Consider the following 26,500-nt stretch of genomic DNA (forward strand, 5'->3'; position numbering starts at 1 on the left):
TGAGATCCTGCTTTTTACTTCTCCGGGAATATGCCTGCAAGCTGCAAGCCGCGTATTCGCTCAGAATAATATCAGAATTTCAACTGTTATCATTTTGTTATCAAATCGTATCTTCCAAAGCCTGGGAGCCGCATAAACACTGGCTCTCTGGAGAGCACTTTATTATTCGTACTCGACTATGTTGTTTAATTGCTTTAGCATATATAGTAATGTTTATTATATACTTTAACTTATTTTAATCTTTTTCTCTTTCCTTCTTCTCGCTCTTCGGATTTTTAGTATCAAAATAGTATCAAAGGCTAGCCTAAGTCTCACCTCTGTTTCAATTTGTGAATTAATACTTCTAATTCTCTATACATTGCTCTACTATTAATAACTATTCCAAGATTCAGATAATCATTTTTTTCCCTAACCATAGTTGCTGAAATAATTCCAACAAATAACAATCTATTGCCAATTGTAATTCCGTCTGTAGTCGGATATGATCCTTGATTGAAAATAAAAACTGGACTCCCACTTGAACCAGGGAATACCCCCGCATCTATTAAAAAAGTCTCTTCTCCTCGAAAAGAATTCCATATAGGTGTTGCTGTGATACCTTTCCGAACAATCGACAACTTATTCTTCTCGTCATATATACTACTAGGATACCCTATGAAGGTTATATTTTCTATAGCAGCTAAATTTTGTTCTTGTTCAATAGACGGAATCATGTTTTGATCTACACTTCTAAAAAAAATATCCACTCCCGCGCTCTGAAAATTCATAAGTGTTGATGCCAACGGAATAGCAATGACATCTAACTCTCCCAGTTTATTTTCACTAATAATGGACCTATCAAACTGAACGCGAACAGTCTTATTTGTTGGTTTCCCATGCTCTCCTATATGCAATTCGACAAATCCGGCAAGTGCATCTTCTAGTACGTGATAACTAGTAATAAGAAGAGGAATGGATTTGTTTTCACCCTCGTCTACAGAAAAAATGAAACCTGTCCCCGCAGATACCGTGTTATCTTTTCTTTGGGCAAAAATAGGCACAGTTGTGTACAACAATTGTGTGCTAATGTCTTTAATATTCATTCTATCTTCTCACTCCCCTCAACATATTTTTCTAAATAATTCTCGATTTTTTCAGCAAGTTGCCTTGCATCATCAATCTCTTGCCTTCTACAAAAGAAGTATATAACTCCACACGCAAGTCCTAAACATGGACAAATGTTGTATAATATAACGCTCAGGGGACTTAACTCGTATTTCACTTTCGAGATTAGAGCACTTATACACGCTCCGATTAATAGCGAAGAAATACTAAGAAACAATTCCGCAAATGAAAACTTGTTTTGTTTAGCTTTATTGCATAAGTCTGATATTCTCTGCATATCCGAAGCACTGATTACAGATAATTCCTCAGCTTCAGGAACATGTACATTGAAAGTTCGACTGTATTGTAACTCCGTACTTTTATTGCTGATAACATTTACACTAGGCATTTCTTTCGTTTCGGACGTTGCAACATCCAAAATTTTATCTAAATCATTCTCCACGAATCTTTGTCCTCTTATCTTGGTCCCAAAAACTTGTCCCCATTCAAATGAATCATGTGATCCGGCATCTCAGCAAGCCACACCTCAGTTTCCCATGCAAGCTTCTCTGCAAATTTCTTGTAAGTCTGAAAATCAAGAAAAGCGGTCACAAATATCTTTCCGGCGTGGACATTCTGAGTCATCTCGGTGATTTCAATTATTCGCTTTGGATCCATCGGTCCTACTGAAGTCACGGATTCAACAAAGTAAATCCAATCCTTATCCTCCCGATATAGAACTACATCGGGCATCTTATCGTGTAACGTAATCTCAAATCCGAGCTGAGCCAGCTTATCGATATTCTTAACAAGATCCTTTTCGATGGTATCTCCCACATAAAGGCACTCAGATCCAGGTGCAAACCGAGGTGCAAATTCTTCTATAATTGCCTTTTGTAGAGCATTATGCTTTCCAGGAGAAAACTGGAAATCCTCCCCGTTAATCTTTACAGGCATCATTGTCATTTTCTTCTTAGACGCATATTTATCTACCAAGCGAGTATGGTACGACAAAAAGCGCTGGAGCCGCTCTGTTTCTCTATCAGTCCCTAAAGAGCGCAACATCCCAAGAGTTTCTTCCGTGATTCGATAACGGTAATTAGGGCTATTTGTTGCTTTTCCATTATCCTCAATCAATGCAGCATTACGAAAATGATGCATTGCCTGCTTACGAAATGTTTCTCTGGTATTTTCAGCATAAGCCATTCCGTAATACTCGTTAGAAAACACAATGATATCATGAATGCGAATCCACTCATTAGTTGCTTTTTTCCAGTCTGATTTAGCCGTTATACCAGCCATCGCTAGTAGACTCAGGCAACAAATATCGGATTGCTGCGCCTTTGGCATTCCTACGTCTGCAAGAAACTGACGAGCCTCATCCATCTTACCCATACGCCACCTCCTTTAATATCCTATCGCAATTATCGGTGGAAAGATCATTAGAATCTATTACTTTTTCTCCGATTCTGGCAATAGTGGCTGCCGGAGGCACCGGTATGCTGTTTATTTCGGTGCTGTTTACCTGCGTGCTTCCGTTCAGTATTCTGTAATACATGTCAAATAATGTTGAATTCAGGAGGGCGTATACCCCATAAGTGGTAGATAAGTCCATCTCGCTCCCATCTGTTTTATCAACAAAATTGATTTTGTTCTGAGTGCCAATATATTCATATTCTTTAAAGTCTTCTGGAAGGTAAACGCCACACTGTAACCGACGTCGTTCTTCTTTAGCAGTAAATCGTTTGCAGAAAACATAATTCTTATTGCGCTGGATCAGACCTGGCTTTTCATCTATAATCCAGTCAAATTCCTTTCCTGAAGGCTGGTGATTAACTCTTCCATTACGAATATGTTGACTATAAAAGAGAGGAAGAATATGATCTCCGGGTTCTTTTCGGAGGTCATCCCATTGACGGAAATCAACAACAATCCCTGTCTTCATACGCATTCCTTCATCAGGAAGTGTTTTCTGATAGGTATTAATTCTTTGAATTATATCAATGTCCTCTTTACTGGTCGGGAGATAAACATACAAATCTCTTCCCGAAACAACAGAGGAATAGGGGACCTTCAACTCGGAGATCTCGTTGAAATCACTATTGCTTTGGCTGGATGTAATCCTTACTTCATCAGGAACAATCTGCGTCTTCTTCACTTTGACGATCATTGTTTCCTGAAGCACTTCCTCTGAACTAAAGACTTTATCTCTGCTCACAAACAGATGTATCTGCAATAGTTTACCTTCTCCCAAGAAGTATTGCCTGAATGCCTTAAAGTAAGCCCCTGATGTCCAGCTTCTGGGAATGATATACACCATCTCAGCATTGTCTTTTAAATTAAATAAAGACATCGATGCGAACAGAAAGTACAGGTTTGGTGCCCCATGCACAACCTTCGGCATTGCAAGCGCTGCTGGGTTATCACGCATGACTCTCAGATAAGGAGGATTGCCTATGATAAGGTCATACTTTGTCTGCTGTTCACTAGCGAAAAACGTTTCGTTAAAATCATCCTGTTGAGATAAAATATAGTCCTGTTCCCTTATCTCATAACTGAACCGATCTCCAGCTTTTGATAAAAGGTATACCATATTATTCTTGAGAACCGGCAAAACATCCCCATCCGTTTCATAGCAGGTCAGATGAATGGAACGTTTTTCATCCGCCTCAAGCAAATGCTCCACTACAGCGGCTGAAAGAATACCTGTTCCTGTTCCTGGATCCAGTATATTGATTTCTAAAGGTAGCCCCTCCAGTTGGAACATAGTAGCCATAAACTCAGCTGTCTCTTTAGAAGTGAAAAACTGACCTTTTTTCTTTCGCTTACTCTTCGGCATTTGTTCTAAGAACTTATTGGTTTCATTGATTATATATTCCAGCATTTGACTTTATTCCTATGTAATCCATATTCTGTATCAAAATATCTGTATTCGCAAAAGATAGTATAGCATGTCACGAAACCCACATCAAACAAAACCAATTGGTCTGATCCTTAATGGTTTCCTTCTTCTACCGCTTTCCTCCCCATTATGAGATTACTTTCTTTACAGCGACCACTCTGCCCTGCCTCTCTGCCTCTTCCTCTGATTTCTCTCCCACTCTTCTCGCCTGCTCTGTTCATCGGCGATCCTGTTCACCTGTTCCTCCCCAACGGCATGCTCCACCAACTCCAGTCTATGGGATCGCTCATCCAGAATATTGTTTCTTTCCTCCAGCTTACTGACTCGGTTCCGGAGATGATCTATTTTCTGATCACTCTTTTTCAGACTCTGTTTTAGGCGGTCGTTTGCCTCCAGGGCATGGATCAGCTGCAAAGTGAGATTCTTGATTACGTTCTTGAGTTTATTGACGAGCGGTAGTGCTTTTTTTTCACGGTATGTCCCTGCTCCCATCAGGAAATCCGGCTCCGGAAGCTGCCACTTCTTCGCTTCATCGTATTCATAAACATTTCTTTCAAATGACTGGATGTACGCCTTTAAGCTATTGGCCTTCTTCTGGCTTTCTTCTTTTACTGCCTCTGCTTCTTCAGCCGCCTTCTTTGCCGTAGCCGCGACCTGAAGGGCATTTTCTTTCTCTACCTTCGCCTGAGCGGTTTCCCTGTGCACCTCGGTTAGTTCCTGATTCACCTGTGAAAGCTCCATATGCAGTTGTGCAGAGACCTTCAGCTGCGCTTCCGTAGTCCGTTCAATATTTTCTTTTTGTCTTTCAAGCAGTTCAACTTCTTTTATCCGTTCTTTCTTCTTGTAGTCCAGTACAGACAGGTGTTCCTCGTGGGTGCCCTTTTTCTCCCATTCAATGCCGTGTGCCAGCATGATCTCTGCCAGACGCTCCTTCTCTGCATTTGCCCACTGATCCCACTCCGTATCGTTGCGGGTGCCGCCCTTAAAGCCAAGGGCTTCCAGTGCCTTTTTCAGAGAAACTCTGGTATCAAGGCCCCTTTTGCTGCCTGTTGTGAAAGGAACAAAATCAATGTGCAAATGCGGTGTTGCTTCATCCATATGCAGGTGAGCGGAGAAAACACGGAGTGTCGGATTCCTTGTCTGAAAGCCCTGCATGTACTCATCCAACAGCCTGGCGGCATAGGCCCCGTCATCAGTTGCGGCGGCGCAGGTATCTCTGTTTCCAATCTGGATGACGAGTTCATGAAAAGGCTTCTCCTGCTTTCCGGAGCAGATCTTCTCATAATAATTCTCAATCTTCCTGTCTGACCGCTTCTGCTTCGCATTGTATCTGGCAAGGGCATCATCGAATAATTCGTGATAGACATCTTTGATATTCTCATTACAGTATTCTATGTTCAGGTGACTCCGGGATGGATCTACATTCTCTGCATAGAAGACCCGGCTGTTGTGCTTCAGCGATCCCTTTCCCACCATCACACTGATTGTGTTTTTGTGCATTCGGTCCTCTCTTTCGTCCCGATGATTCCGATATGGCTATATGAATAATCGTTCTCATCGGCTTTCTCCCTTCAAAGGCATTGCTCACACCTGTATCTGCATGGAGTCAAATATCCCGTCTTTGATGGATCAGTCTGTTCAGCCCCGCAGGGGGTTTTGTTACTTTTGTCAAAAGTAACGCAAAAGCACTTTCGACAGCAGAGCCATCAAAAGTGCTTTGCGCTCTCCGAGGGTATGCCTCGCTTCGCTTCGGCAGTTGACCGCTTCCGCTTTTCTCAAGGGGCAAAAGGGGCAATTTCGATGAGCATACCCGCCTTTTTTTGATTTCTCAGCCGGGCAGATGCTGATACAGTTTGGAACAGCGCTGCTCTATCCGTCGGCTCTCCTCATACAGTACCGATGCAAAAAAAACTTCCGTATGCCCTTCATTTTTGCCCCTTTTGCCCCTTCCTTTTCTTTTCCGTGAAGCGCAGCCTGCTCACATCATATTCGCTATGATTTCTTAGACCGCTTCAAATGGGATTACTGCCCCTTTCCGGACCGGTTCGAATCCGTCCAATTTCATCTGCCGGCTGATCTGCTTCGGTTCATCTGCCTCCACTTCACTCTTCAAAACAACATCCTTGTATTTAAACACCCCCTGATATTTACTTGTGAAATACCCTTTCCTCTCCATGTCAGCAAAGAAGTTGGTCTTCTTTACAGCAGTCCTGTCGTTATCTCTGCAGTAGTCCTCATAGAGCTGATACATGCGGCTCCTGTCGATGCGGCTCCCTTCTTTTCTGCAGATCATTTCATTCAGGAAAGCAAACACACTGTCCGCAGCGATCCTGGCCTTCCGGACACTCGCGATACTGTTTGCGCTTTCTTCTATCTGGCCATTTTGACAAAGCTCTTCCAGCCCCTGGACGGCCCTGTAAACGGCATATTCTCTCTCGCTTCGAATCTTATCCTTCAGATGTATATCCTTCTCAGCCGCCGGAATCACATGATCCATCTCCAGAATGAGCAGCCTGCGGTAAAAAGCATCTGACTTGTCTTCAACATTCTTAGGCACGCTGTTGCATGAAAACAGCAGCTTTGCATGGCTTCGAAACGTGGAGGGGTCCTTTCCTTTCTTCTCAAAAAGGAGGACATCCTCTCCGACAGCCTTCTTCACCACATCTGTCTTGTCTATGATACCGACCGGAATATCTCCACATGCATTTAAGAGTTTCCCGAACAGATTTGTGGCATAGAATCGTTTATTGAGATCCTGCAATGAAACACTGCAACAGTTTCTGATGCCGACAAGTTCCTGAATCAGATCGATCAGTACCGATTTGCCTGTTCCTCCATTGCCTGTCAGGATCAGCATCTTCTGCTGGCTGGTATCTGTACACATGCAATACCCTGCGTACTGCCAGAACATCTTCTGATCCTCCCTGTCGGGAAGGGATTCCGCCAGATAGGACCGAGTCACCTTCCCGGCACTATTATCTGCCACGACTCCTTCCTTTTTTGCCGGATCAAAATCAAAGGAAATCTGATTAAAACACAGATACTTCGGGTCATGTGGTATCATCATCTTTGCAGCCGGATCATAAAACCCGTTTCGGAAGTTGACCCAGTGGCCAGGCAGATTGTACACATCGCCAAAAACCCGCTGGACTTCCGGCATGCTGATCAGAAGCTCATAGATCCGGTTGATCGTACCGCTGCGCATGAATTTCCTGTATAAGCAGTCTCTTATTTTCTCTTTCAGCAGATTTCCATTTTTGTCCTGTAGATATACGCCGTTGACGTATACATAGGGATTGCCTTCGAGAACAATAAACGGGACTCCCTTCAGCAGGTGCTCCACAATGGCAATATCCAGTGGGCTCGTAGCCTCTCCGTCTTTGTTGACCTGATGAAAGCAGTTTTTGTCTGCCTCTTCATTGGGAGGCTTCTCATAGGAATCAATGAAGCTGCGGAGCTTACCCTGAATCTCCTTGCGGTATCCGAGCTTCTTATAGCACTCCTGATCTTTGAAGAGCATCCAGCCTTCGCGGAAAAGCAGGTGCAGTTCTCTGAAGCATTCAATCAGCCTCTCATTCGATTTCTTTGTCTGACAGGCAGGGACATACATATAATCTGTCATGCATGTCCCTTTTAATTCCAGTCCTGCCAGATACGAACAGAAGCTGTCCAGGGTAAACAGATTGGTTTTTTCTTCTTCCAGAGCCACAGTCTGAAATCCTGCATCTGCAATACTGAGTGCAAGGTCACTGTTATCTACAATGAAAATATATTTCTGATCGACTGTTTCCGGTTCAGTCCTCATGTACTGTTCGAACAGCCTTCTGAACATGTCATAATTCCTCCTCCCTTCGTAACATCATTACGGCGAAGAAATCGGGAACCGGAAAAAATCCATTGAAGCCAAAAAGTCATTCTGATATGATAATTGTGTGTATTAATATCACAACGATTGACTGCCTGCCGGATGCGCCAACACCCGGAGTCCAGGCGGTCATTTTCTTTTTCATCAAAAGATTTCCTCTTCATCCTTCCCTTTCACCTCATTCAATGTATCCGCCACAAGCCAGATCGTTTCCACCAGATCCGGATCGATTGTCTCTCCTGCAGTAATCCTGCAGAGCTGTTCCAGGATCTCCTTCATCTGATTTCTGAGTGCCTTATATATCCTCGGATTCGCCTGTACCTCGATTCTCCACCCAAGCAGCTGACGGATGATATAGTCCTGCTTAGTAAGCCCCGTCAGGCTGACTTTTGTGTCCAGGATACGGTTTTCTTCTTCAGACATCCGGAAAGCTACTGTTTTGTTTCTCCATCTGCCCCGTTCATCCCTCGCCTTCTGTGACATCGCCATCTTCCTCCTTTCTCAGTTCTTCCAGCAGTTTTACCATCTCCGTCTGTTTGGACGGAAACAGATGCGAATACCGGTATGTGATATCAATGCTCTCATGACCGACCCTGTCCGCAATAGCCTGTGCAGAGACCCCCATATTGATCAGCAGGCTGACATGGCTGTGCCGCAGGTCATGGATCCGGATCCTTTTAACGCCTGCCGCTTTCGACCCCCGGTCCATTTCATGATGAAGATAGTATTTTGTAACTTCGAAAATCCTGCCGTCCGGCTTGATGCCATAGAGACTGTCAATATAGTCACGCATCTCATCCACCAGAAATGACGGCATGCCGACTACGCGTACACTCTTTGGTGTCTTGGGATCCGTGATCACATCCGTTCCGTTCAGACGCTGATAGGACTTGGTGATGGAAACCGCGCCCTTCTCAAAATCGAAGTCATCAGGCGTCAATGCAAGCAACTCTCCTTCACGGATTCCGCACCAATAGAGCATTTCAAAAGCATAGTAGGAAACGGGCTTGTCCATCATTTCATCCGCAAACTTCTGATACTCTTCTTTGGTCCAGAAGTCCATTTCTTTCTGCTGGTCAGGTCCAAATCCTCCCGCCTTCTTGGCCGGGTTCTCCCTGAGATTGTAATAGCGGACCGCATGATTAAAGATTGCACTGAGCTGGCTGTGCACCTTATTCAGATAAGTACGGGAATAGGGCATGCCTTTTTCATCCCTGTAATTCAGAAGTTCGTTCTGCCATGCGATAACATCCCTGGCCTCAATATCTGCAATCGGTCTCTCACCGAACCAGGGAAGGATCTTTGTGCGGATCACATTTTCCTTCGTGATCCACGTGTTCTTTTTGAGCCTGTCCTTCCTGTCGACACAGTACTGCTCAATAAACACAGAGAACTTCATATTCAGATCTGCTGCCTTCTGCATGAGGAACTGACGCTCCCAGGCAAGTGCCTCCTTCTTCGTTGCAAAGTTCCGCTTCATCTTTTTCCTGCGGACACCATTACAGTCTTCATAATAGAACGAACAATACCATGTTCCTTTTTTCATATCCTTATACGCGGGCATCTTAATCCTCCTTTCTATCTGCAAGTCCGTAGACCTGCTCCTGGTAATACTTCCTGCTGACACGGCCTGCCACTGTCGTAAATCCCTTCTTTTTCAGCTCATCATTCCATTTGTGGATCATCTTGTAGGCAAGCTGCTTCGAAATGCCGAGCTCCTGTGCCAGCTCTTCTGCTCTGATAAATACACTTCCTGCCATTCCTGTTCCTCCTTTCCTGTATTGCAGTGATCAGTGCTGTCATCATCAGAATGATTGACTTCTGAATCTGATGTCTTACAGTATACTTTACTATATATGCTAATGTCAACATTTAATTTTACTTTACTCGTTAATTTGAAATATATTTCTTTACGTATTTTGATGAAGTTTATATTGCTTACAATAGCTTTCTATGATATATTGAAACTGCTCCATACTTCACTACATTGCTTAAAAACAATCCAAATTTGTCCTCCTGTTTGCAAAATGGGCACTGATGGACAATTTCGTATTATCACAAGAGAGGAAATAATCATGGCTGCTGGAAAACGTATCCGCTTTTTCAGAAATCTTCGTGGACTTAAGCAGAAGGAACTGGGAACTGCACTCGGATTCAGTCCCTCTACCGCCGAAGCACGCATTGCACAGTATGAAACCGAGCTCCGTCTTCCCAGAAAAGATTTGTTGACCAAGATCGCCTCCATACTCGGTGTGAGGACAGAAGCGATCAATGTACCGGACATCGACACCATGATCGGCTTCATGCATACATTGTTCGCGCTCGAGGACATGTACGGCATCAAAATAGGTGAGATCGACGGAGAAGTCTGCCTGCGTCTGGACCGGACAGACGGCCCCACCTTTGCCAGAAATCTCGATCTGTTTCTCCCCTGGCTAAGGCAGATGAAAAAGCTTGAAAAGGGAGAGATTACAAAGGAAGATTATGACTGGTGGCGTTACAACTACCCGGAAGGGGAGATCGTCAAACCAACACTGAAGCCCCTGAAATCGTCCGGTAATGCAGACAACTCTTCCTCAAATGAAGAGTGACGACCATGCCCTCTCTGATCAGAGGAACAGCTGTCTTCCCGTACTGTGCCGTACTGACCCAGTACCACAGCCCTTGTTCAGGCAGTGTCTGGGTCTCTGGACTTTTCCACAACGCAAAAAGCCCTCCGAACAACATTGTCGTTGCTCAGAGGGCATTTTTATGTCTTCTGTTATTAATGAATAATCAGCTATGGGGACCGATTGTGTTGAAAAGATATCTCTTCTTTACAGTCATCTGTCTGGTTCGATACGATTCGGTATCATTCTTCAAACCTGTAAGGAATAGTATCAAAACAGTATCAGAGCGTCTCCCCCGTGTCCTGGAGCCCAGTGTTTATGCGGGTCTCCGAGATTTTGCAAATTATTCGTACTCCACCGTTGCCGGGGGCTTGGGGGTGAAGTCATAGAGGACGCGGTTGATGCCGGGAACCTCTGCGATGATGCGCTGCACCAGGTGGTCGATCAGGTCTGCGGGCAGGTGCTCGACAGTGACTTCCATGACGTCGGTGGTGTTGATGGCGCGGATGATGCAGGGCCAGTCAAAGGTGCGCTTACCGTCTTTGATGCCGGTGGATTTGAAGTCCGGAACGACGGTGAAATACTGCCATACTTTGCCTTCGAGGCCGTTCTTTGCGAACTCCTCGCGGAGAATGGCGTCGGATTCGCGGACAGCTTCGAGGCGGTCGCGGGTGATGGCGCCGGGGCAGCGGACGCCCAGGCCGGGGCCGGGGAAGGGCTGGCGGTTGACCATGCTCTCGGGCAGGCCAAGGGCTTTGCCGACTTCGCGGACTTCGTCCTTGAAGAGGGTGAGGACGGGCTCTACCAGTTCAAAGCGGGAGGCAATGTCCTCGGGAAGGCCGCCGACGTTGTGGTGAGCCTTGATGCCGGCTTCGCTCTCAAGGATGTCGGGCCAGATAGTACCCTGTGCCAGGAAGGAGATGTCATCAAGTTTTCTTGCTTCTTCCGCGAAGACGTCGATGAACTCCTCGCCGATGATGTGGCGTTTCTGCTCCGGATCAGCGACGCCGGCCAGCTTGTCGAGGAAGCGGTCTGTGGCATCGATATAGATGAGGTTTGCTTTCATCTGATTCTGGAAAACCTCGATGACCTGCTCGGGTTCACCTTTGCGGAGCAGTCCGTGGTTTACGTGGACGCAGGTAAGCTTATCGCCGATTGCCTTGATCAGGAGGGCAGCGACGACGGAGGAATCAACACCGCCGGAAAGAGCCAGAAGAACCTTCTTATCTCCCACCTGCTCTGTGATCTCTTTGATCTGTTCGTCGATAAATGCCTGCGCCAGGGCAGGTGTCGTGATCCGTTCCATATTCTCCGGGCGTCTTCTTGTCTGCATAGCTTTTGGTCTCCTTTCCGGGCCTGAGCGGGTATCCGATTAATTGGGATCAACTATAAATTCCTTTTCGATTCACCGTGCATTCTCACTGCGCATTTCGTTCCATACACTGTGAAAATGGATAAATGAATATTGATAAATCCGGATTGCCTTCTCACCCCACCGACACTGATAGTCCCGTCGTTACAAACAGTTTTTTTATAAAAAATAAATATAACACATAAACTGAAAACTGCAAGAAAAAAGATTGCTGACAGCAGTATTTTTTCCTGCCATTTTTTCTGCGCTTCTTCCAGCAGTTTTTTCCTTGCAGTAACTTGTTCTGAAAATCTTAAAAGGATTGACCCTGCAGTTCTTTGGATTGTGCAGGATTTTCAGTCAGACCATTTTAACAGGATGAAGTATCCCGTCAACTGTTTCCGGTTAGATGGTTTCAGACGGAAAAAACGGCCGTCGACTGTTTCCGGCAGGATTGTTTCAGACGGAAGAAAACCGTCCCGTCGGCTGTTTCCGGTCATATTGTTTTAGCGGAAGGAACGGCCTCGTCGACTGTTTTCAGCGATTCACCCCGGGTTCCGCCAGATCATGTTTACAAAGGCATCCCTGTATCCGCTTTTTTTCAACAGGTCTTCTATCTGGTCCCATTTTTCAAAGAGGAGGTTTTTCTCCTTCTCTGACACTTCCAGGAAGGCATCCTCCCCTTTGTGGCGGACGCGGAGATCCTGAAAGCCCAGCTCATGCAGGGAGGTCTCAGCGGCTTCAGTCCGCTGAAGGATCCGGTCCGTGATCTTCTCTCCGGAGGGTGTGCGAGTCGCGAGGCAGGCATAGGCCGGCTTGTCCCAGGTGAAGAGTCCTGCCTCCCGGGATCGTCTGCGGATCTCCGCCTTTGTCAGACCGCAGAGCCTGAGCGGGGACAGCACAGAAAGCTCTTTCAGCGCCCGCATACCGGGACGGTCTGCTGCATCATCACTGGCATTGGTCCCATCTATGAGGACCTTATATCCGTCTGCCAGAGCCTGCCTGCTCACCGCGCCAAAGATACGTTTCTTGCAATGATAGCATCTGTCTGGTGGATTGGCCGTGACTTCATCACAGGACAGAATGTCAAGCTCCAGAATAACCGGTTCTACTCCGAGCGAACGGGCCAGACGAAGTGCGTCCTCCCTTTCAAAGGCCGGCTGAAAGGCGGAGCTCACATAATAAGCTCTGACCTCTGCGCCGCATCGGAGGGCTGCCCACAGCAGGAAGGAAGAATCCACACCGCCGGAGAATCCCAGCGCGACTCTTTTATTTTCCAGGAAAAAATCTTCTAATTTCATAAGTTTCATATTTCAAAAGTTTCATAAGCTTTCATAAGTCCCTTAGGCTGCTGTGTTCCGTGGCTCCCTGACTGTCGCATCCAGCAGGACGTATCAGTTCTTCCGCAGCCGATAGTGTTTCATCATGGAAAAGAAAAACTACCGCAAAAACAATCTGCGAGAAACGGAAGAAGCACAAAAGGAGGAAGGTCCGCGAAGCTGCTGCGGGAGAGGAAATGTAAAGCGTAAGAAATCAAAAAAGAGGTTCAGCCAACGGTATCAGATGATTCCTTTTTTCTTAAGCCAGCCGGAGGCATAGGGGCAGGTCGCGCGGATCTCGCCGCCCTGTTCTCTGATCTGGTCCACTGCCATCTGTACCAGCTTGCCTGCAACACCCTGTCCGGCAAGGGTCTCGCTCACATAGGTGTGGTCGATGGTAAAGATGCCGGGCTCATTTTCAGGAAAAGTGATCTCTGCAAGGATTTTTCCGTTCTCATCTTTGCTTTTGATACTGTGAGGCAATTTGATATACTCCATTTTTTCCTCCTTTTGTGCTGAAATGCGAATGGGTGGAGCGATGCAAAAGGGCGGAACCTGGTTCATAAATGTCCGCAGGTGCCCGCCAATGGCTGCAATCATAGCATTAAGGATAGCAGCTTACAGCAGATCCTCATTATAGACTGCTCTGCTGCCGCCGACGAATTTCGGGCGGCGGCGGGCGCAAATGATGGATGCCTCGCCAATCTTTTTCATCGAGATGCGAAGGGGGACGACAACGGGGCGGATGTGCATTCCGATGAGGGTCCCGCCGATATCGATCCCGGCATTAGCTTTCTGGCAGATCGTTTCCACGGCGACCGGATCATCAAAACTCTTATATGCGGTCGTGGCAAAGGAACCTCCCGCCTTCGGCTGGGGAATTACATTGACCTCTTCAAGTCCGTACAGTGTACAGGCTTCCCGCTCAAGGATCAGAGCGCGGCCAAGATGCTCACAGCACTGAGCGGCAAGATAGATTTTTCTCTCCTGCAGAGCCTGGTTGATCCCCGCAAAAAGCGCACCCGCTGCGTCCATGCTGGAATGACTACCGATCTTTTCTCCAAGGACTTCACTCGTGGAGCATCCAACCACGAACAGATCTCCTTTTTTGAGTTTTGCGCCGTCACAGACTTCTGCGGCTGCCTGATAAGCCTGCCGGCGGATCATGTCCAGTTCTTCACTCTCTACGCTGACCAGTTCCATTTCTTAGTGCCTCCTGCCAATTTCTGCTGTTCTCAAAATCTTTCCGGTATATTTCGGGATCTCCTGTTTCCTCAGGACCTTCCTGTTTTCTCAGGATCTCCTGTTTTTCTCAGAATCTCCTGTTTTTTCAGGATCTCACTGTTTTTCTCAGGATCTCACTGTTTTTCTCAGAATTTTTCCTGCATATTTCAGCATCTTTCCGCTTCTTATCGTGTCCCTGTTGATTTACTCATCCCTGCTGTAATTACCGCAGTCAATTGCTGTAGTCAAATATAGTGCTTATTCTGTCCTGTCACCTGCAGAAGATCCTGTTAAAGGAATCCAGCAATCCTCCCCGGAAGCAAAGCAGCAAAGAACCGGCCACGCCAAGCAGCGCCTGCATTATCTCCATGGGCAGCTTCATCATTGCGTACTCAAACGTGCTGTACACATAGATCTTGCCAAGTGTATAGAGGGTCACCATGATCACTGCGCCGACAAGGACCGAGATCAGCGCAGACATTCTGCGGTTCCCCAGAAGGATATGGCGGAACAGGAAGGCGATCGCCGCTGCCTGCAGACCGTGCGCTGCGAGAGAGACAAACATGGGAAGGGGATAAAAAATAAAATCACCCAGAAAAGCGCCGATTCCGCCGACGATAAAGGCGGCAAAAGGATCCAGCAACAGGGAGGCTGTGCAGATCACGACATCGTTCAGGTAAAGATGTCCGCCGGGGACAGGGATGCCAAAAGCACAAAGCGCGATGTTCATCCCCATGAAGATCGCTGTGACAGTGATCCATTTTACTTTATCTGTTTCCCGCAGAGATCTGATTTGAGTTTTATGGGCTGTTGTTCCTGTCATTTTCCTGCCTCCTGACAGATAGGATTCTCCCTTATTTCTAAAAACCATCTATACAACAATAATAAAAGACCAGAAATAAGAGCTGTTACAAACTGTTGTATAAGCGGTTTGTAAAATCAGTTTGTAAAAGATGTTATGAAAGCTGTTTGTAAATCTGTCTGTAAAAGAATCTGTTTGTAAAAGATGTTTATAAATATTGTTTGAACCCTTACCTTACCAAACAAAAATACTACTAAAATATAATGCTAAAATCCGGAGCTCAGCCGGAACCGTAAAACAAGTCTTGTCCAGTCTGTCCTTCAGTCCCGGAAAGATACTCATCCACGGCAACAAGTATAGGTGCAAACTGGCCTTATAAAAAGTGCCAGTTTAGATGTTTTTAACCAGTCCACTTTGAATTGTCAAAGAAAAGCACCCGCAGGGTATACTGACGAGGTGCTTCTCGTGATTATTCTATTTCCGAAAATTATCCGAAAAGTTCAGTCGTGCTTTTCCATAAAGATCTTGCGGGTCACAAAATTATAGACCATGACAATGCCTGTCGCTCCGATCTTTGCCAGGATCTCAGCACCTCTGGCGGGCAGCAGTGCCTGGAGCTGTGTCCAGTTTCCGTAGATCAGTTCCACACAGATAAAGAGGATCAGCTCATTGAGTCCCAGACCGATTATGCTGAGGATCAGATAAATGGTAAATTCCCTTTTTCTGGACAGGTCGTCTCTGCGGACAAAGACGTATTTCATGCTGAGCAGATAATTGACAATGACCGAGACGGAAAAACCGATCACACCTGAGATCAGATAAGGGATCCCTATGAAGTTGCATATCGTATACAGCCCTGTATCGATCACAAAGCACAGGGCGCCGACGACGCCGAATTTTAAAAACTGTTGAATGATTGCGCCCAAATCCTCTTGTCCTCTCCTGTTTTCTGTCTCCCGGTTCCGTAACCGTTCAGGATTATTCCTGCTACCGTTTCCGCGGCCGCTCAGGATCATTCTGTCTCCCGGTTCCGTAACCGTTCAGGATCATTCTGTCTCCCGGTTCCGCGGCCGATCCGGTTTTTCTGTCTTTAATCAGTATTTATTGATATGTACCTTGCTGAAAGGAAGTTCCTCCATACTCCGGGCAGGAATCTGTTCATCCGGCATACCCAGGGAGAGGATCGCTTCGAGGCGGCACTCTGAGGGGAACTGCAGGAAGTTGCGAATAAAGTCCTCTGTGCTCTCTCCGTCGATCGCGTCTCTGCCCCTGCCCTGGATCCAGCAGCTTCCCACGCCGAGGGCAGAAGCCATCAGGTGCATGTTGGCCATGACAACGCTGCAGTCCTCGATCCAGGTATCCGACAGTTCTTCATTCCCCACCACAATGATGGCGGCATCCGCGCCTGCCAGCATACGGGAGGATCCCTTCAGGCGGCAGCCGGACAAATTGATCAGCATATTTTTGTCACGGACAACGATCAGATCCCAGGGCCTTATGGATCTGCTGGAAGCAGAGGAAAGGCCTGCCATGATGATCTGGTTGAGTTTCTCCATCGGCACCGGTTCGCCGGTGTAGCTGCGGATGCTGCGTCTGTTTAAAAATACATCCATCATTTCCTGATTGTTTTCATTCATACCTTCAGGTCAACCTCCTGTCTTTTCAGCTTTAATCTGTTCCGGTTTAATCTGTTCCGGCTGCAGTCCACTTCTTTTTATGCGCCTTATTCTTGTCTGTGTGGATTTTTTACAGCATTACTTTTAGCGATACCTTTTAAAACTTATACCACTCTTTTTGCGTTTACATCATTTATAACATTTCTTTCTGCACAGCGCAAATCTGGCACAGGTTTTCGCGCAGGAAATGGCACTTCGGGTGATCCGAAATGTCATGCTGTCATGCATAGCGGAACCTGCGGATCGGTTCCATAATGGCCGCCAGCATCAGGGTCTGGACAGGGATCATCACCAGCTCCTTCACAAGCCTTGCGGAAAGGACCGCGATAAAGCCGTTTCCATATAACATGGACAGCCAGATACTGTTGAGCAGGATGCCGCAGATCACCGTATAGACGATCTGGGCGGCAAGGATCCGCTGCAGTGTCGGTTTTCTCCCGTGAAGCATTAATCCGAAGATAATGCCGGACACCATGGAAGTGATCGTGAAGCCGGGGAAAAACGGGCCGGTCGGTTTGAGAAAGTATCCTCCCAGATCAGAGAGGGCGCCCACTGCTCCCCCGATAACAGGTCCGAACAGATATCCAGCGATCGCGACAGGAAGCGAAGCAAACCGGATCTCGATGATGTCGGTCAGCGGAATCTTGAAAAAGCCAAGGACAATGGCCGCTGCTGTCAGGAGTCCCGCATTTGTCAAAACATGAATATCACGAAACGGGGCTGTCAGATCACCCTGGCCGCGGTTTCCCTTTTTTCTCTCTTCGGTATTCTTTGTATTCTTTTTTTCTTCTTCTGCCGTATTCCTGTTGGAACTGTCTTTGTACATAAAAAAGCACCTCCTCTGCAGTATTCTCTCCATTACTACATCGGAGGCGCTCTGACGCTTTAGACGTAGCAGCGGGAATCGGCCGCGGAACCGCAAGGATCAGTGTCATTACAATGGCACTCCTTTTCGTCCTGGTGACAACTCCCTGTTCACCGGGCACTTAACGCTCCGCAGTCTACTCTGCACGAAATCATTTTTTGTTTATAACAAAACTTATTCCGGATTCCGGAATGTCTTACTTCTCAATGTCTTACTTCTCAGTGCGGCTGCTCTCTCTCTGGATGACGTCATGTGCGCCGCCTTCAACAATGCTGGTGGCAGAAACAAGTGTAAGTTTTGCCTTCTGCTGGAATTCGGGGATCGTCAGCGCTCCACAGTTGCACATGGTGGATTTGACCTTGAGGATGGTCTTCGCGACGTTTTCCTTGAGGGGGCCTGCATAGGGAACATAGGAGTCCACGCCTTCCTCAAAGGTCAGCTTCTTGTCGCCGCCGAGGTCATATCTCTGCCAGTTGCGGGCGCGGTTGGAGCCTTCACCCCAGTACTCCTTGACAAAGGTGCCGCCCACGAGGAGCTTTTCTGTCGGGCTCTCATCGAAACGGGCAAAGTAGCGTCCGAGCATTACGAAGTCCGCGCCCATGGCAAGAGCCAGAGCGATATGGTGGTCATAAACGATACCGCCGTCGGAACATACGGGGATGTAAATGCCTGTCTCTTTGTAGTATTCATCGCGGGCCTTGCAGACCTCGATCAGGGCAGTCGCCTGGCCGCGTCCGATACCCTTGGTCTCGCGTGTGATGCAGATGGAACCGCCGCCGATACCGACCTTGATGAAGTCCGCGCCGCATTCCGCGAGGAAGAGGAATCCCTCCTTGTCCACGACGTTGCCCGCGCCGACCTTTACCGTATTGCCGTATCTCTCGCGGATCCAGGCAAGCGTCACCTTCTGCCACTCGGAAAAGCCCTCGGAGGAATCGATGCAGAGGACATCGGCGCCCGCTTCGACAAGGGCAGGTACACGCTCTTCATAGTCCCTGGTGTTGATTCCCGCACCGACGACATAACGCTTATGGGCATCCAGCATTTCACCGGGGTTCTCCTTGTGCGCATCGTAGTCCTTGCGGAAGACAAAAGAGACGAGCCGGCCGTCACTGCTGATGACAGGAAGCGAGTTGATCTTGTTGTCCCAGAGGATATCATTTGCCTCGCTGAGGGTCACGCCCTCGGGAGCGGAGACGATCTTGTCGATGGGGGTCATAAAGGTAGATACCTTTGTGGAGGGAGCCATACGGCTGACGCGGTAATCGCGGCTGGTGACAATACCCACGAGCCGGCCGCTGGCCGTTCCATCGTCTGTGACCGCAACAGTGGAGTGTCCGGTCCTTTCCTTGAGCGCCAGAATGTCCATCAGCGTGGCGTCAGGGCAGATATTGGAATCGCTGGGAACAAATCCAGCCTTGTAGCCCTTCGCGCGGGCGACCATGGCCGCCTCGTCCTCTACAGACTGGGAACCGTAAATAAAGGAAACACCGCCGCTCTGAGCGAGGGCGACCGCCAGACGGTCGCCGGAAACAGACTGCATGATTGCGGAAACCATGGGAATCGTGAGCTCAATGGCAGGCTTTTCACCCTTGCTGTATTTTACGAGCGGAGTTTTCAGAGAAACGTTTGCCGGCATGCATTCACAGGATGAATATCCGGGAATAAGGAGGTATTCATTAAAGGTGTGTGAAGGTTCATTGATGTAGATTGCCATGTGGTCTGTCCTTTTCCTTTCCTTTCCGGGCTTATGCAGCCCAGGCACATGTCTCCCGGTTTTGGGACGGACACAGCCTCTGCTTTTCAGCCCATTCATTTCTTCTTATCTTTCTGTTAATTTTTCTTCATTTTTTGGAGATTTCAGCAAGTATACTATCAGGCAAAGAGAAATGCAATACCTGATTTCAAAAATTATTTCCCTGTTTCCGCCTGCTCCTTTCCCTGTTTCCGCCTCTGATCCCGGTAATGATCCCGGTTATAATCCTGCCCTTTGATCCTCCGGCTCTGATTTTCCGGCAAATCTGATAAAATGCGAAAAGCCCGGTCCTGAAAATAATACATTTATACCAGACACATGTTATAATTAATGCTGAGATAAAAAACTCAGAAGCTGGAAATATATGAACTGTGCAGATTATAATCTGCGGTCCCTGCCTGAAGAAAAAAACAGGGCTTCTAAAGAAGGAAATCCCGGATCCGTCCATCCGGCTGTTGTACTTTGTACCAAAAAGGGGGTGCATTCATGTTAAAAGATTTTGTCAAAGCCGCAAAACCTGAAGAAGAACAGATTACAAAGGAAGTAAAACAGGCACGGGAAAAGCTGGCCGTCTATCAGATGAAGATCAAAGAGGCCAAACTCCCCGTCATGGTGATCTTTGAGGGGTGGGGGTCAGCAGGTAAGGGAAGTGTGATCGGCCGCGTGATCCGCAGTATCGATCCCCGTTTTTTCACTGTCAAAACAATGGGAGATCCATCACCTCAGGATATGCGCTATCCATTCCTGTACCGCTATATGAAAGAGATCCCTGAGGCAGGAAAATTTGTTTTCTTTGATACTTTCTGGATGGAGGAGGTCACCGGGCAGAAAATGTCCGGCGAGATCGATGAAAAGACTTATGCCAGACGCGTGCGCAGCATCAATACGACCGAGAGATCCCTTACTGACAACGGCTATCTGGTGATGAAATTCTTTTTCCATATCAGTAAGAAGACCCAGAAGAAACGTCTCCAGGCTCTTCTGGACGACAAGAGTACTGCCTGGCGAGTGGATGAGAATGACATTCTCGAAAACAAAGAGTACAAAAAATATCTGGAGACCTACGACAGGTATCTGGAGGACACAAACCGGTCCGCAGCCCCCTGGTATATCATCGACGCCTCCGACAAAAAGTGGGCGGAGCTGCAGGTTCTGCGTTTCCTGAATCAGGGGATAGACACCGCGCTCAAGAATCACTCTCTGGCAGTCCCTATCCTGCAGAATACCTTCCGCCTGAACAAGATACCTCTTCTGTCCGAGATCTCCCTGGCCGACAAGACCATCTCCGACGAAGAGTACCGCAAGGAACTCGACAGACTTCAGAAAAAACTCAGGGATCTGCACAACGAGCTGTACCTCAAAAAGATCCCGGTCATCATCGCCTACGAGGGGTGGGACGCAGCCGGCAAGGGGGGCAATATCAAGCGCATCACCGCGGCTCTTGATCCCCGCGGATACGAGGTGCAGCCGATCGCAAGCCCCGAGCCTCATGAAAAAGCCCGGCATTTCCTCTGGCGTTTCTGGACCCGCCTTCCCAAGGACGGACATATTGCCATTTTTGACCGCACCTGGTACGGACGCGTCATGGTTGAGCGACTGGAAGGCTTCTGCTCGGAGAATGACTGGCAGCGCGCCTACAATGAGATCAACCAGTTTGAAAAGGAACTCGCAGAATGGGGGGCGGTCATTATCAAATTCTGGGTGCAGATCGACAACGAGACCCAGCTGGCCCGTTTCACCGACCGGCAGAACACACCTGAAAAGCAGTGGAAGATCACGGATGAGGACTGGCGCAACCGGGAAAAATGGCCCCAGTACGAGCAGGCTGTCGACGAAATGCTCCAAAAGACCAACACATCCTTCGCTCCCTGGTATATACTGGAATCCAATGATAAAAAATACGCCCGTATCAAGGCTCTGCGCATAGTAGTAGAAGCCCTGAAAAAGGCAGTCGAGAAAAAATGATCGGAAATGATCGGGAAAGGCCCGAACCTGCCGGCATGGCGGGCTGTGTCCCGGAAATAGTTTAACAGCCCGGCAGTCCGACTTCTTTCAAAACCTGCAGCAGTTTCAGCAGTTTGTGCAATAATCCCAAAACAGGAGGTAAACCCATGATCCGTAGAGGAAACGAATGTCAGATCGAATACCGCGAACACATGAGAGATGGTGACGGCACTGTCCAGCTGACCAATTTTATCACCGGCCCTGCAGAGCTCTGCGGGAAGGGACGTCTTTTTTCCAGGCTTACCCTGAACCCCGGCTGCGGGATCGGCTATCATGTACATGAAGGCGATTCAGAACTTTTCTTTATTCTCAAGGGAACCGCAGAATACAGCGACAACGGAACCATCTGCCAGGTCTCGGCAGGCGATGTGACGATCTGCCCTCCCGGACAGGGACATTCGATCACCAACAAGACAGAGGAAGTTGTGGAGGTCATTGCTCTGGTCGTATATGAATGATCCTGTAGATCTCCGGGAAAGGAACTGCGTAAGCTACAGCGTATACCTGTATTCCCGCGTACCGTTCAAAATATGAATGACCTTTCGAATTCTTATGAAAGGACTTCTTAAGAGAGGAACCCTATGATCACACTCGTTGTTACAATCATTCTTTTTATTCTTTTTTTGAGAGTGCTGGCCTTTGTTTTTGCAGCAGGTCTGAAAATACTCGGCTGGATCCTGGGGGCTGCCGGCTTCCTGATCAGCATTGCTGTCGCCATCTATTTCATCGGATTTTTCTTTGATGCCCTTCCAATCCTGTGCCTGATCGGTGTTTTCCTGATTGCCAACAGGGGACGGTAAGTCCGACGCGCAGCACTTGCAGGCAGGATCCTGACAATCAAATATCCAACCTGTCCGGCCGGAGAGCGATCCGGCGCAATCGTTCAAAAAAATATTCGGGAGGGAAGAGCTGAGCTCTTCCCTCCCGAATCTGTTTATCCGGAACAAACTTATCCGGAACAAACTTATCCGGATCAACCTTATCCCGATCAGCCTTATCCAAATCAGCTTATCCGGAACAATCTTATCCCGATCAGCCTTATCCAAATCAGCTTATCCGGAACAATCTTATCCCGATCAGCCTTATCCAAATAAGTCTTTTCCCGAGCGATCTTATTCAGCTTTATTCATGCTCTCACCCGATGTCCAGGGGTCAGGTATAAATTATGGCATGGATTTATGATTTATCATTTACAGTTCGCAGTTGCCCACCGTGCGGGGGAAGGGCAGGACGTCGCGGATATTGCCCATGCCGGTGAGGTACATGACGCAGCGCTCAAATCCCAGTCCGAAGCCCGCGTGGCGTACACTTCCGTAACGGCGCAGGTCAAGGTAGAACTGGTAGCTCTCCTTGTCAAGTCCCAGCTCATCCATGCGCTTCTCAAGTTTCTCGAGGTCCTCTTCACGCTGGCTGCCGCCGATGATCTCGCCGATTCCGGGCACCAGGCAGTCCATAGCCGCAACGGTCTTTCCGTCGTCGTTGAGCTTCATATAAAAGGCCTTGATCTCCTTGGGATAGTCTGTGACAAAGACAGGGCGCTTGAACTCCTTCTCGGTGAGATAGCGCTCATGCTCGGTCTGCAGGTCGCAGCCCCAGGATACCTTGTAGTCAAACTCATCGTTGTGCTTTTCGAGGATCCGGACAGCTTCCGTGTAAGTCACATGACCGAAGTCGGAGTTGAGCACATGGTTGAGGCGGTCCAGCAGACCCTTGTCAATGAACTGGTTAAAGAAGTTCATTTCCTCAGGCGCATTCTCCAGAACATAACGGATGATGTACTTGAGCATGTCCTCAGCGAGCTGCATGTTGTCCGTGAGATCCGCAAAGCAGAACTCGGGCTCGATCATCCAGAACTCCGCCGCGTGACGTGTCGTATTGGACAGTTCCGCGCGGAAGGTCGGGCCGAATGTATAGACATTGCGGAAGGCAAAGGCATAGGTCTCGACGTCGAGCTGACCGCTGACGGTCAGGTTGACGGGCTTGCCGAAAAAGTCCTGGGAATAATCGACCTTTCCATCCTCTGTCATCGGGAGTTCCCCGAGGGGAAGAGTCGTGACCTGGAACATTTCGCCAGCGCCCTCTGCATCGCTCCCGGTGATGATGGGAGAATGCACATAGACAAAGCCTCTCTCCTGGAAAAATCTGTGGATCGCATAGGCGATCAGCGAACGGACACGGAATACCGCTGTAAATGTGTTCGCACGGACTCTGAGATGGGGGATCGTGCGGAGATATTCAAACGTGTGGCGTTTTTTCTGCAGCGGATAATCGGGAGATGACGCACCCTCTACCTCAATCTTTTCTACCTGCATCTCAAAGGGCTGTTTTGCCCTGGGTGTCAGTACGATCGTGCCTGTCGCGATAACCGCAGAACCGATATTCAGTTTTGCAGCCTGCGCAAAATTCTCCAGTTCATTCGAATAGACCAGCTGCAGAGTCTGAAAACAGCTTCCGTCGTTCAAAGTGATAAAACCGATCTTTTTGGAGTCGCGGTTCGAGCGGATCCATCCGCCCACAGTCACTTTCTTATCTGCGTATTTTTCTTTATCGGCAAAAAGATCTTTAATCTCAGTAAGACTGTATTCCTGTCTCATGTCAGTAGTAATGTCCTCCCCTTTATTCTGTTTATTCGTTTCCGGCCGCACCCTGACCGGGGCAGGTTCATGAAACGTTTCGTTTATTCTGCCGGCGGCTCAGTTGTCATGAAGCGCCGCCATGTCTGCGGTTACTCCCGTGGAAGCAGATTCAGCAGCCCCCTCCGCTGCAGTCTCTTCTGTGGACGCAGATTCAACGGCATCTTTATCAGAGGCATCTTCATCAGCAGCTTCCGAAGTCGATGCTGCTTCCGCAGTTTCGCCGGAGGCGGCTTCCTCAGCTGTCTGAGCGGTAGAAGAGGTCAGTGCGGTATCCGCTTCAGGGCTTTCGTCTTCTGAAGGCTCCTCCACCTCACAGCGGTCATAGAGCCAGTCGAGCACGTTCTTGGTCATCAGGTCATCCCTGAGGGATTCTCTGATCAGGCGGCGTACATCCTCTTCTTTTTCCACAGAAGAATCGGAGGCGACGTACTCCGAGATCACTTTCTTTACCTCCTCCTCGGAAGGATTGAGCTCTCTCTCGTCAGCGATCGCCTGCAGGATCAGTTCCTGCCTGGCGTAATATCTGGCCATCTCGCGGATCATTTCCTCATAATTGTCCTCCGAAGCGCCATAAACAGCAGCCATGTAGGAAGGAAGATCCATATATCTCATCAGAGCCTGGTACTGGAGTCTCCGGGACTCGAGATTATAATATTTCTCCACGAGATTCTCGGGGAATTCCTGCTTAAAGGTGCTGCCTTCGATCAGCTTTGTGATGATCGCGGACAGAACAGAGTTCTCGTAGGAAGACTCTCTCTCTTCAATGATATTGCTGCGGATGTAGTCCTCATAATCCTTCACGGTGCTGACTGCCAGGCCGAAGGAATTCGTGAGATTCTGGCCCTTGACGAAATCGTCGTTCAGTTCGGGAATGACGTTCTTGACGATCTTGTTGACCGTTACTGTAAAGACGGCATCCTTTCCTGCCAGACTCTGCTCTCCATAATTCTCAGGGAATTTCAGTTCCAGATCCCTTGTCTCACCCTTCTTGGCGCCGATCAGGCCGTCTTCAAAGCCCTCGATAAAAGTATCCGATCCGATCTCCAGATCGTAGGTACCGCTGCCGCCCTCGATCTCCTCGCCGTCGACCTTGCCGACAAAATCGATCGTCACGATATCGCCTTCCTTGACTTTGCGGTCCACTTCTTCGGTGTAAGCGCGGTTTTTAAGCTCGAGGCTGATCCTCTCCTGTACTTCGTCATCCGTGGGATCGACAGGTTTTCTGACCTCAACTGTCGTATGTTTATATTTCTCCGGAAGCTCCACGTAATCCTTTGCCGTGAGCCCGGACAGATAAGCGTCATCCAGTTCTTCCCATGAAAGGACTTCTTCCTCTTCCGCCGCAAATTCTGTCGCTGCTGTCATTGCTGTCTCTGCAGCGGCTTCTGCTGTCGCCGCAGTCGCTGCGGTATTACCTGCAGCGGCCGGAGCTGTACTCTGAGAACCGCAGCCTGCTGCAGACAGGCACAGGATCACTGCGCCTGCAATTAATGCAAACATCTTATTTTTCATTCCATTCCTCCATGCGGATTTAAGGGGCTGTAAACGAATTTATTGTTGACAGGCCATAAAGATAATAACTGCTATAGTTTATCACAGGTAAAAAGAACTGAAAAGGGCAGAAATCTGAAAAAAAGGTGAAACTGCCCGGGGCTGCCCGGGAAGAACCGGTCCTGCCTGGGAAAAGCCAGCCCTGCCCGGGAAGATGCGTCATCCTTTACTTCCTCCTTGTTTTGGCAGAAAAAGAATGTTAGAATATCTTTGTTTATAGCTGTTTTTCCCACAGCCAGACTAAAAATATAAATGATTATAAATGGAGGGGTTTATTTTGAGCCGTGTAACAATTATTATGCTTATCATTCTGGTCATCCTGATCGCAGTTCTTATTTTCCTGTATTTTTATGGAAAGAAGCTGCAGGCGAGACAGACCGAGTCGGAAGCACAGATCCAGGCCATGAAACAGCCCATGACGCTGCTGGTCATCGATAAAAAAAAGCTGAAGCTGAAGGAATCCGGTCTTCCCGACCAGGTCATCCAGCAGACGCCATGGTATGCGAAGCGCTCCAAGGTCTGTGTCGTAAAGGCCAAGGTCGGACCACAATTTGTCAATTTTATGTGCGATGATAAAATCTTTGACCTTATACCTGTCAAGAAGCAGGTCAAGGCTATGGTAAGCGGTATCTACATCGTCGAGGTAAAGGGCCTGCGCGGCCGCCTGCAGACAGACGGAACCCCTAAAAAGAAGTCTCTCCTCGAAAAGCTTCAGGAAAAGGCAGGCGCAAAGCCCGTCGAATAAAACACCGTCGAGCAGAATACCGTCGAATAGAATGCTATCGAATCAAATTCTGTCGAGCAGAATGATCGAATAGAATGATCAAGACATGTTTATTCAAGACTCGCTCCCGTAA

The 26,500-nt window shown here is 48.0% G+C and carries 25 protein-coding genes and 1 riboswitch; of the genes, 5 read left to right on the forward strand and 20 right to left on the reverse strand.

Annotated features, from left to right (window positions below):
* Positions 1-311 precede the first annotated feature (311 nt).
* The 9 genes from BLT02_RS01945 to BLT02_RS01985 all read right to left on the reverse strand — a co-directional run bounded on the left by BLT02_RS01945 (position 312) and on the right by BLT02_RS01985 (position 9,610).
* Positions 312-1,082, reverse strand: coding sequence for a S1 family peptidase (locus BLT02_RS01945; protein ID WP_092991185.1), 771 nt, complete (start codon positions 1,080-1,082; stop codon positions 312-314).
* Positions 1,079-1,546: a hypothetical protein gene (locus BLT02_RS01950; RefSeq protein WP_092991186.1), complete on the reverse strand. Its 468-nt coding sequence runs from the start codon at positions 1,544-1,546 to the stop codon at positions 1,079-1,081. The genes BLT02_RS01945 and BLT02_RS01950 overlap by 4 nt, the downstream gene beginning before the upstream one ends.
* A gap of 14 nt (positions 1,547-1,560) precedes the next feature.
* Entirely contained in the window at positions 1,561-2,478 is a 918-nt protein-coding gene (locus BLT02_RS01955; RefSeq protein ID WP_092991187.1) for a BsuBI/PstI family type II restriction endonuclease, read from the reverse strand.
* Positions 2,471-3,967, reverse strand: a complete 1,497-nt coding sequence (locus BLT02_RS01960; protein WP_092991188.1) for an Eco57I restriction-modification methylase domain-containing protein — start codon at positions 3,965-3,967, stop codon at positions 2,471-2,473. Before BLT02_RS01960 ends, BLT02_RS01955 begins: the two co-directional genes overlap by 8 nt.
* A 162-nt stretch (positions 3,968-4,129) precedes the next feature.
* Positions 4,130-5,485, reverse strand: a complete 1,356-nt coding sequence (locus BLT02_RS01965; protein WP_092991189.1) for a plasmid recombination protein — start codon at positions 5,483-5,485, stop codon at positions 4,130-4,132.
* 502 nt (positions 5,486-5,987) lie between these two features.
* A complete protein-coding gene (locus tag BLT02_RS01970) occupies positions 5,988-7,817 on the reverse strand; it encodes a DNA primase family protein (RefSeq protein ID WP_092991190.1) in 1,830 nt (609 codons plus the stop codon).
* Positions 7,818-7,994: 177 nt separating this feature from the next.
* Positions 7,995-8,333, reverse strand: coding sequence for a plasmid mobilization protein (locus BLT02_RS01975; protein ID WP_092991191.1), 339 nt, complete (start codon positions 8,331-8,333; stop codon positions 7,995-7,997).
* Positions 8,311-9,414, reverse strand: coding sequence for a site-specific integrase (locus BLT02_RS01980; protein WP_092991192.1), 1,104 nt, complete (start codon positions 9,412-9,414; stop codon positions 8,311-8,313). The genes BLT02_RS01975 and BLT02_RS01980 overlap by 23 nt, the downstream gene beginning before the upstream one ends.
* 1 nt (position 9,415) lies before the next feature.
* Complete coding sequence (locus BLT02_RS01985; RefSeq protein ID WP_092991193.1) at positions 9,416-9,610, reverse strand: MarR family transcriptional regulator; 195 nt, start codon at positions 9,608-9,610, stop codon at positions 9,416-9,418.
* Between the two features lie 315 nt (positions 9,611-9,925).
* On the opposite strand from BLT02_RS01985, the gene BLT02_RS01990 reads away from it, so the two are divergent.
* Positions 9,926-10,441 (forward strand): helix-turn-helix domain-containing protein, encoded by a 516-nt coding sequence (locus BLT02_RS01990; protein WP_092991194.1) that lies wholly within the window; start codon positions 9,926-9,928, stop codon positions 10,439-10,441.
* A gap of 361 nt (positions 10,442-10,802) precedes the next feature.
* Here BLT02_RS01990 and guaA read toward each other — a convergent pair whose 3' ends face one another.
* The 9 genes from guaA to BLT02_RS02035 all read right to left on the reverse strand — a co-directional run bounded on the left by guaA (position 10,803) and on the right by BLT02_RS02035 (position 19,413).
* Positions 10,803-11,765: a glutamine-hydrolyzing GMP synthase gene (gene guaA / locus BLT02_RS01995; RefSeq protein WP_347474870.1), complete on the reverse strand. Its 963-nt coding sequence runs from the start codon at positions 11,763-11,765 to the stop codon at positions 10,803-10,805.
* A gap of 590 nt (positions 11,766-12,355) precedes the next feature.
* Positions 12,356-13,111, reverse strand: coding sequence for an ATP-dependent sacrificial sulfur transferase LarE (larE, locus tag BLT02_RS02000; protein ID WP_092991311.1), 756 nt, complete (start codon positions 13,109-13,111; stop codon positions 12,356-12,358).
* Between the two features lie 258 nt (positions 13,112-13,369).
* Entirely contained in the window at positions 13,370-13,627 is a 258-nt protein-coding gene (locus tag BLT02_RS02005; protein ID WP_092991196.1) for a GNAT family N-acetyltransferase, read from the reverse strand.
* 120 nt (positions 13,628-13,747) lie between these two features.
* Complete coding sequence (locus BLT02_RS02010; protein WP_092991197.1) at positions 13,748-14,332, reverse strand: TIGR01440 family protein; 585 nt, start codon at positions 14,330-14,332, stop codon at positions 13,748-13,750.
* Positions 14,333-14,624: 292 nt separating this feature from the next.
* Positions 14,625-15,176: an ECF transporter S component gene (locus BLT02_RS02015; RefSeq protein WP_092991198.1), complete on the reverse strand. Its 552-nt coding sequence runs from the start codon at positions 15,174-15,176 to the stop codon at positions 14,625-14,627.
* 479 nt (positions 15,177-15,655) lie between these two features.
* Positions 15,656-16,081 (reverse strand): GtrA family protein, encoded by a 426-nt coding sequence (locus BLT02_RS02020; protein ID WP_242869674.1) that lies wholly within the window; start codon positions 16,079-16,081, stop codon positions 15,656-15,658.
* A gap of 168 nt (positions 16,082-16,249) precedes the next feature.
* A complete protein-coding gene (locus tag BLT02_RS02025) occupies positions 16,250-16,792 on the reverse strand; it encodes a nitroreductase family protein (protein ID WP_092991200.1) in 543 nt (180 codons plus the stop codon).
* Between the two features lie 259 nt (positions 16,793-17,051).
* Positions 17,052-17,657 carry a folate family ECF transporter S component gene (locus tag BLT02_RS02030; protein WP_092991201.1) on the reverse strand — a complete coding sequence of 202 codons (606 nt, stop codon included), beginning with the start codon at positions 17,655-17,657 and terminating at the stop codon, positions 17,052-17,054.
* A 67-nt stretch (positions 17,658-17,724) separates the two neighbouring features.
* Positions 17,725-17,842: riboswitch (THF riboswitch) on the reverse strand.
* Between the two features lie 65 nt (positions 17,843-17,907).
* Positions 17,908-19,413, reverse strand: coding sequence for an IMP dehydrogenase (locus BLT02_RS02035; RefSeq protein ID WP_092991312.1), 1,506 nt, complete (start codon positions 19,411-19,413; stop codon positions 17,908-17,910).
* A 525-nt stretch (positions 19,414-19,938) separates the two neighbouring features.
* On the opposite strand from BLT02_RS02035, the gene pap reads away from it, so the two are divergent.
* From pap to BLT02_RS02055, 3 genes are all read left to right on the forward strand, one after another.
* Positions 19,939-21,417, forward strand: coding sequence for a polyphosphate:AMP phosphotransferase (gene pap, locus BLT02_RS02045; protein ID WP_092991203.1), 1,479 nt, complete (start codon positions 19,939-19,941; stop codon positions 21,415-21,417).
* Between the two features lie 146 nt (positions 21,418-21,563).
* Entirely contained in the window at positions 21,564-21,914 is a 351-nt protein-coding gene (locus tag BLT02_RS02050) for a cupin domain-containing protein (RefSeq protein ID WP_092991204.1), read from the forward strand.
* Between the two features lie 123 nt (positions 21,915-22,037).
* Positions 22,038-22,256: a hypothetical protein gene (locus BLT02_RS02055; protein ID WP_092991205.1), complete on the forward strand. Its 219-nt coding sequence runs from the start codon at positions 22,038-22,040 to the stop codon at positions 22,254-22,256.
* A 390-nt stretch (positions 22,257-22,646) separates the two neighbouring features.
* Here BLT02_RS02055 and asnS read toward each other — a convergent pair whose 3' ends face one another.
* Together asnS and tig are read right to left on the reverse strand one after the other, a co-directional pair.
* Entirely contained in the window at positions 22,647-24,050 is a 1,404-nt protein-coding gene (gene asnS, locus BLT02_RS02060) for an asparagine--tRNA ligase (RefSeq protein ID WP_092991206.1), read from the reverse strand.
* A gap of 99 nt (positions 24,051-24,149) precedes the next feature.
* Positions 24,150-25,604 (reverse strand): trigger factor, encoded by a 1,455-nt coding sequence (gene tig, locus BLT02_RS02065; protein WP_092991207.1) that lies wholly within the window; start codon positions 25,602-25,604, stop codon positions 24,150-24,152.
* Positions 25,605-25,920: 316 nt separating this feature from the next.
* On the opposite strand from tig, the gene BLT02_RS02075 reads away from it, so the two are divergent.
* A complete protein-coding gene (locus BLT02_RS02075; protein WP_092991209.1) occupies positions 25,921-26,388 on the forward strand; it encodes a hypothetical protein in 468 nt (155 codons plus the stop codon).
* The last annotated feature ends 112 nt before the right edge of the window (positions 26,389-26,500 follow it).

Origin of the sequence: Sarcina sp. DSM 11001, from assembly GCF_900101015.1 — a bacterium.
In the GTDB taxonomy this organism is placed as follows: Bacteria; Bacillota; Clostridia; order Lachnospirales; family Lachnospiraceae; genus CAG-791.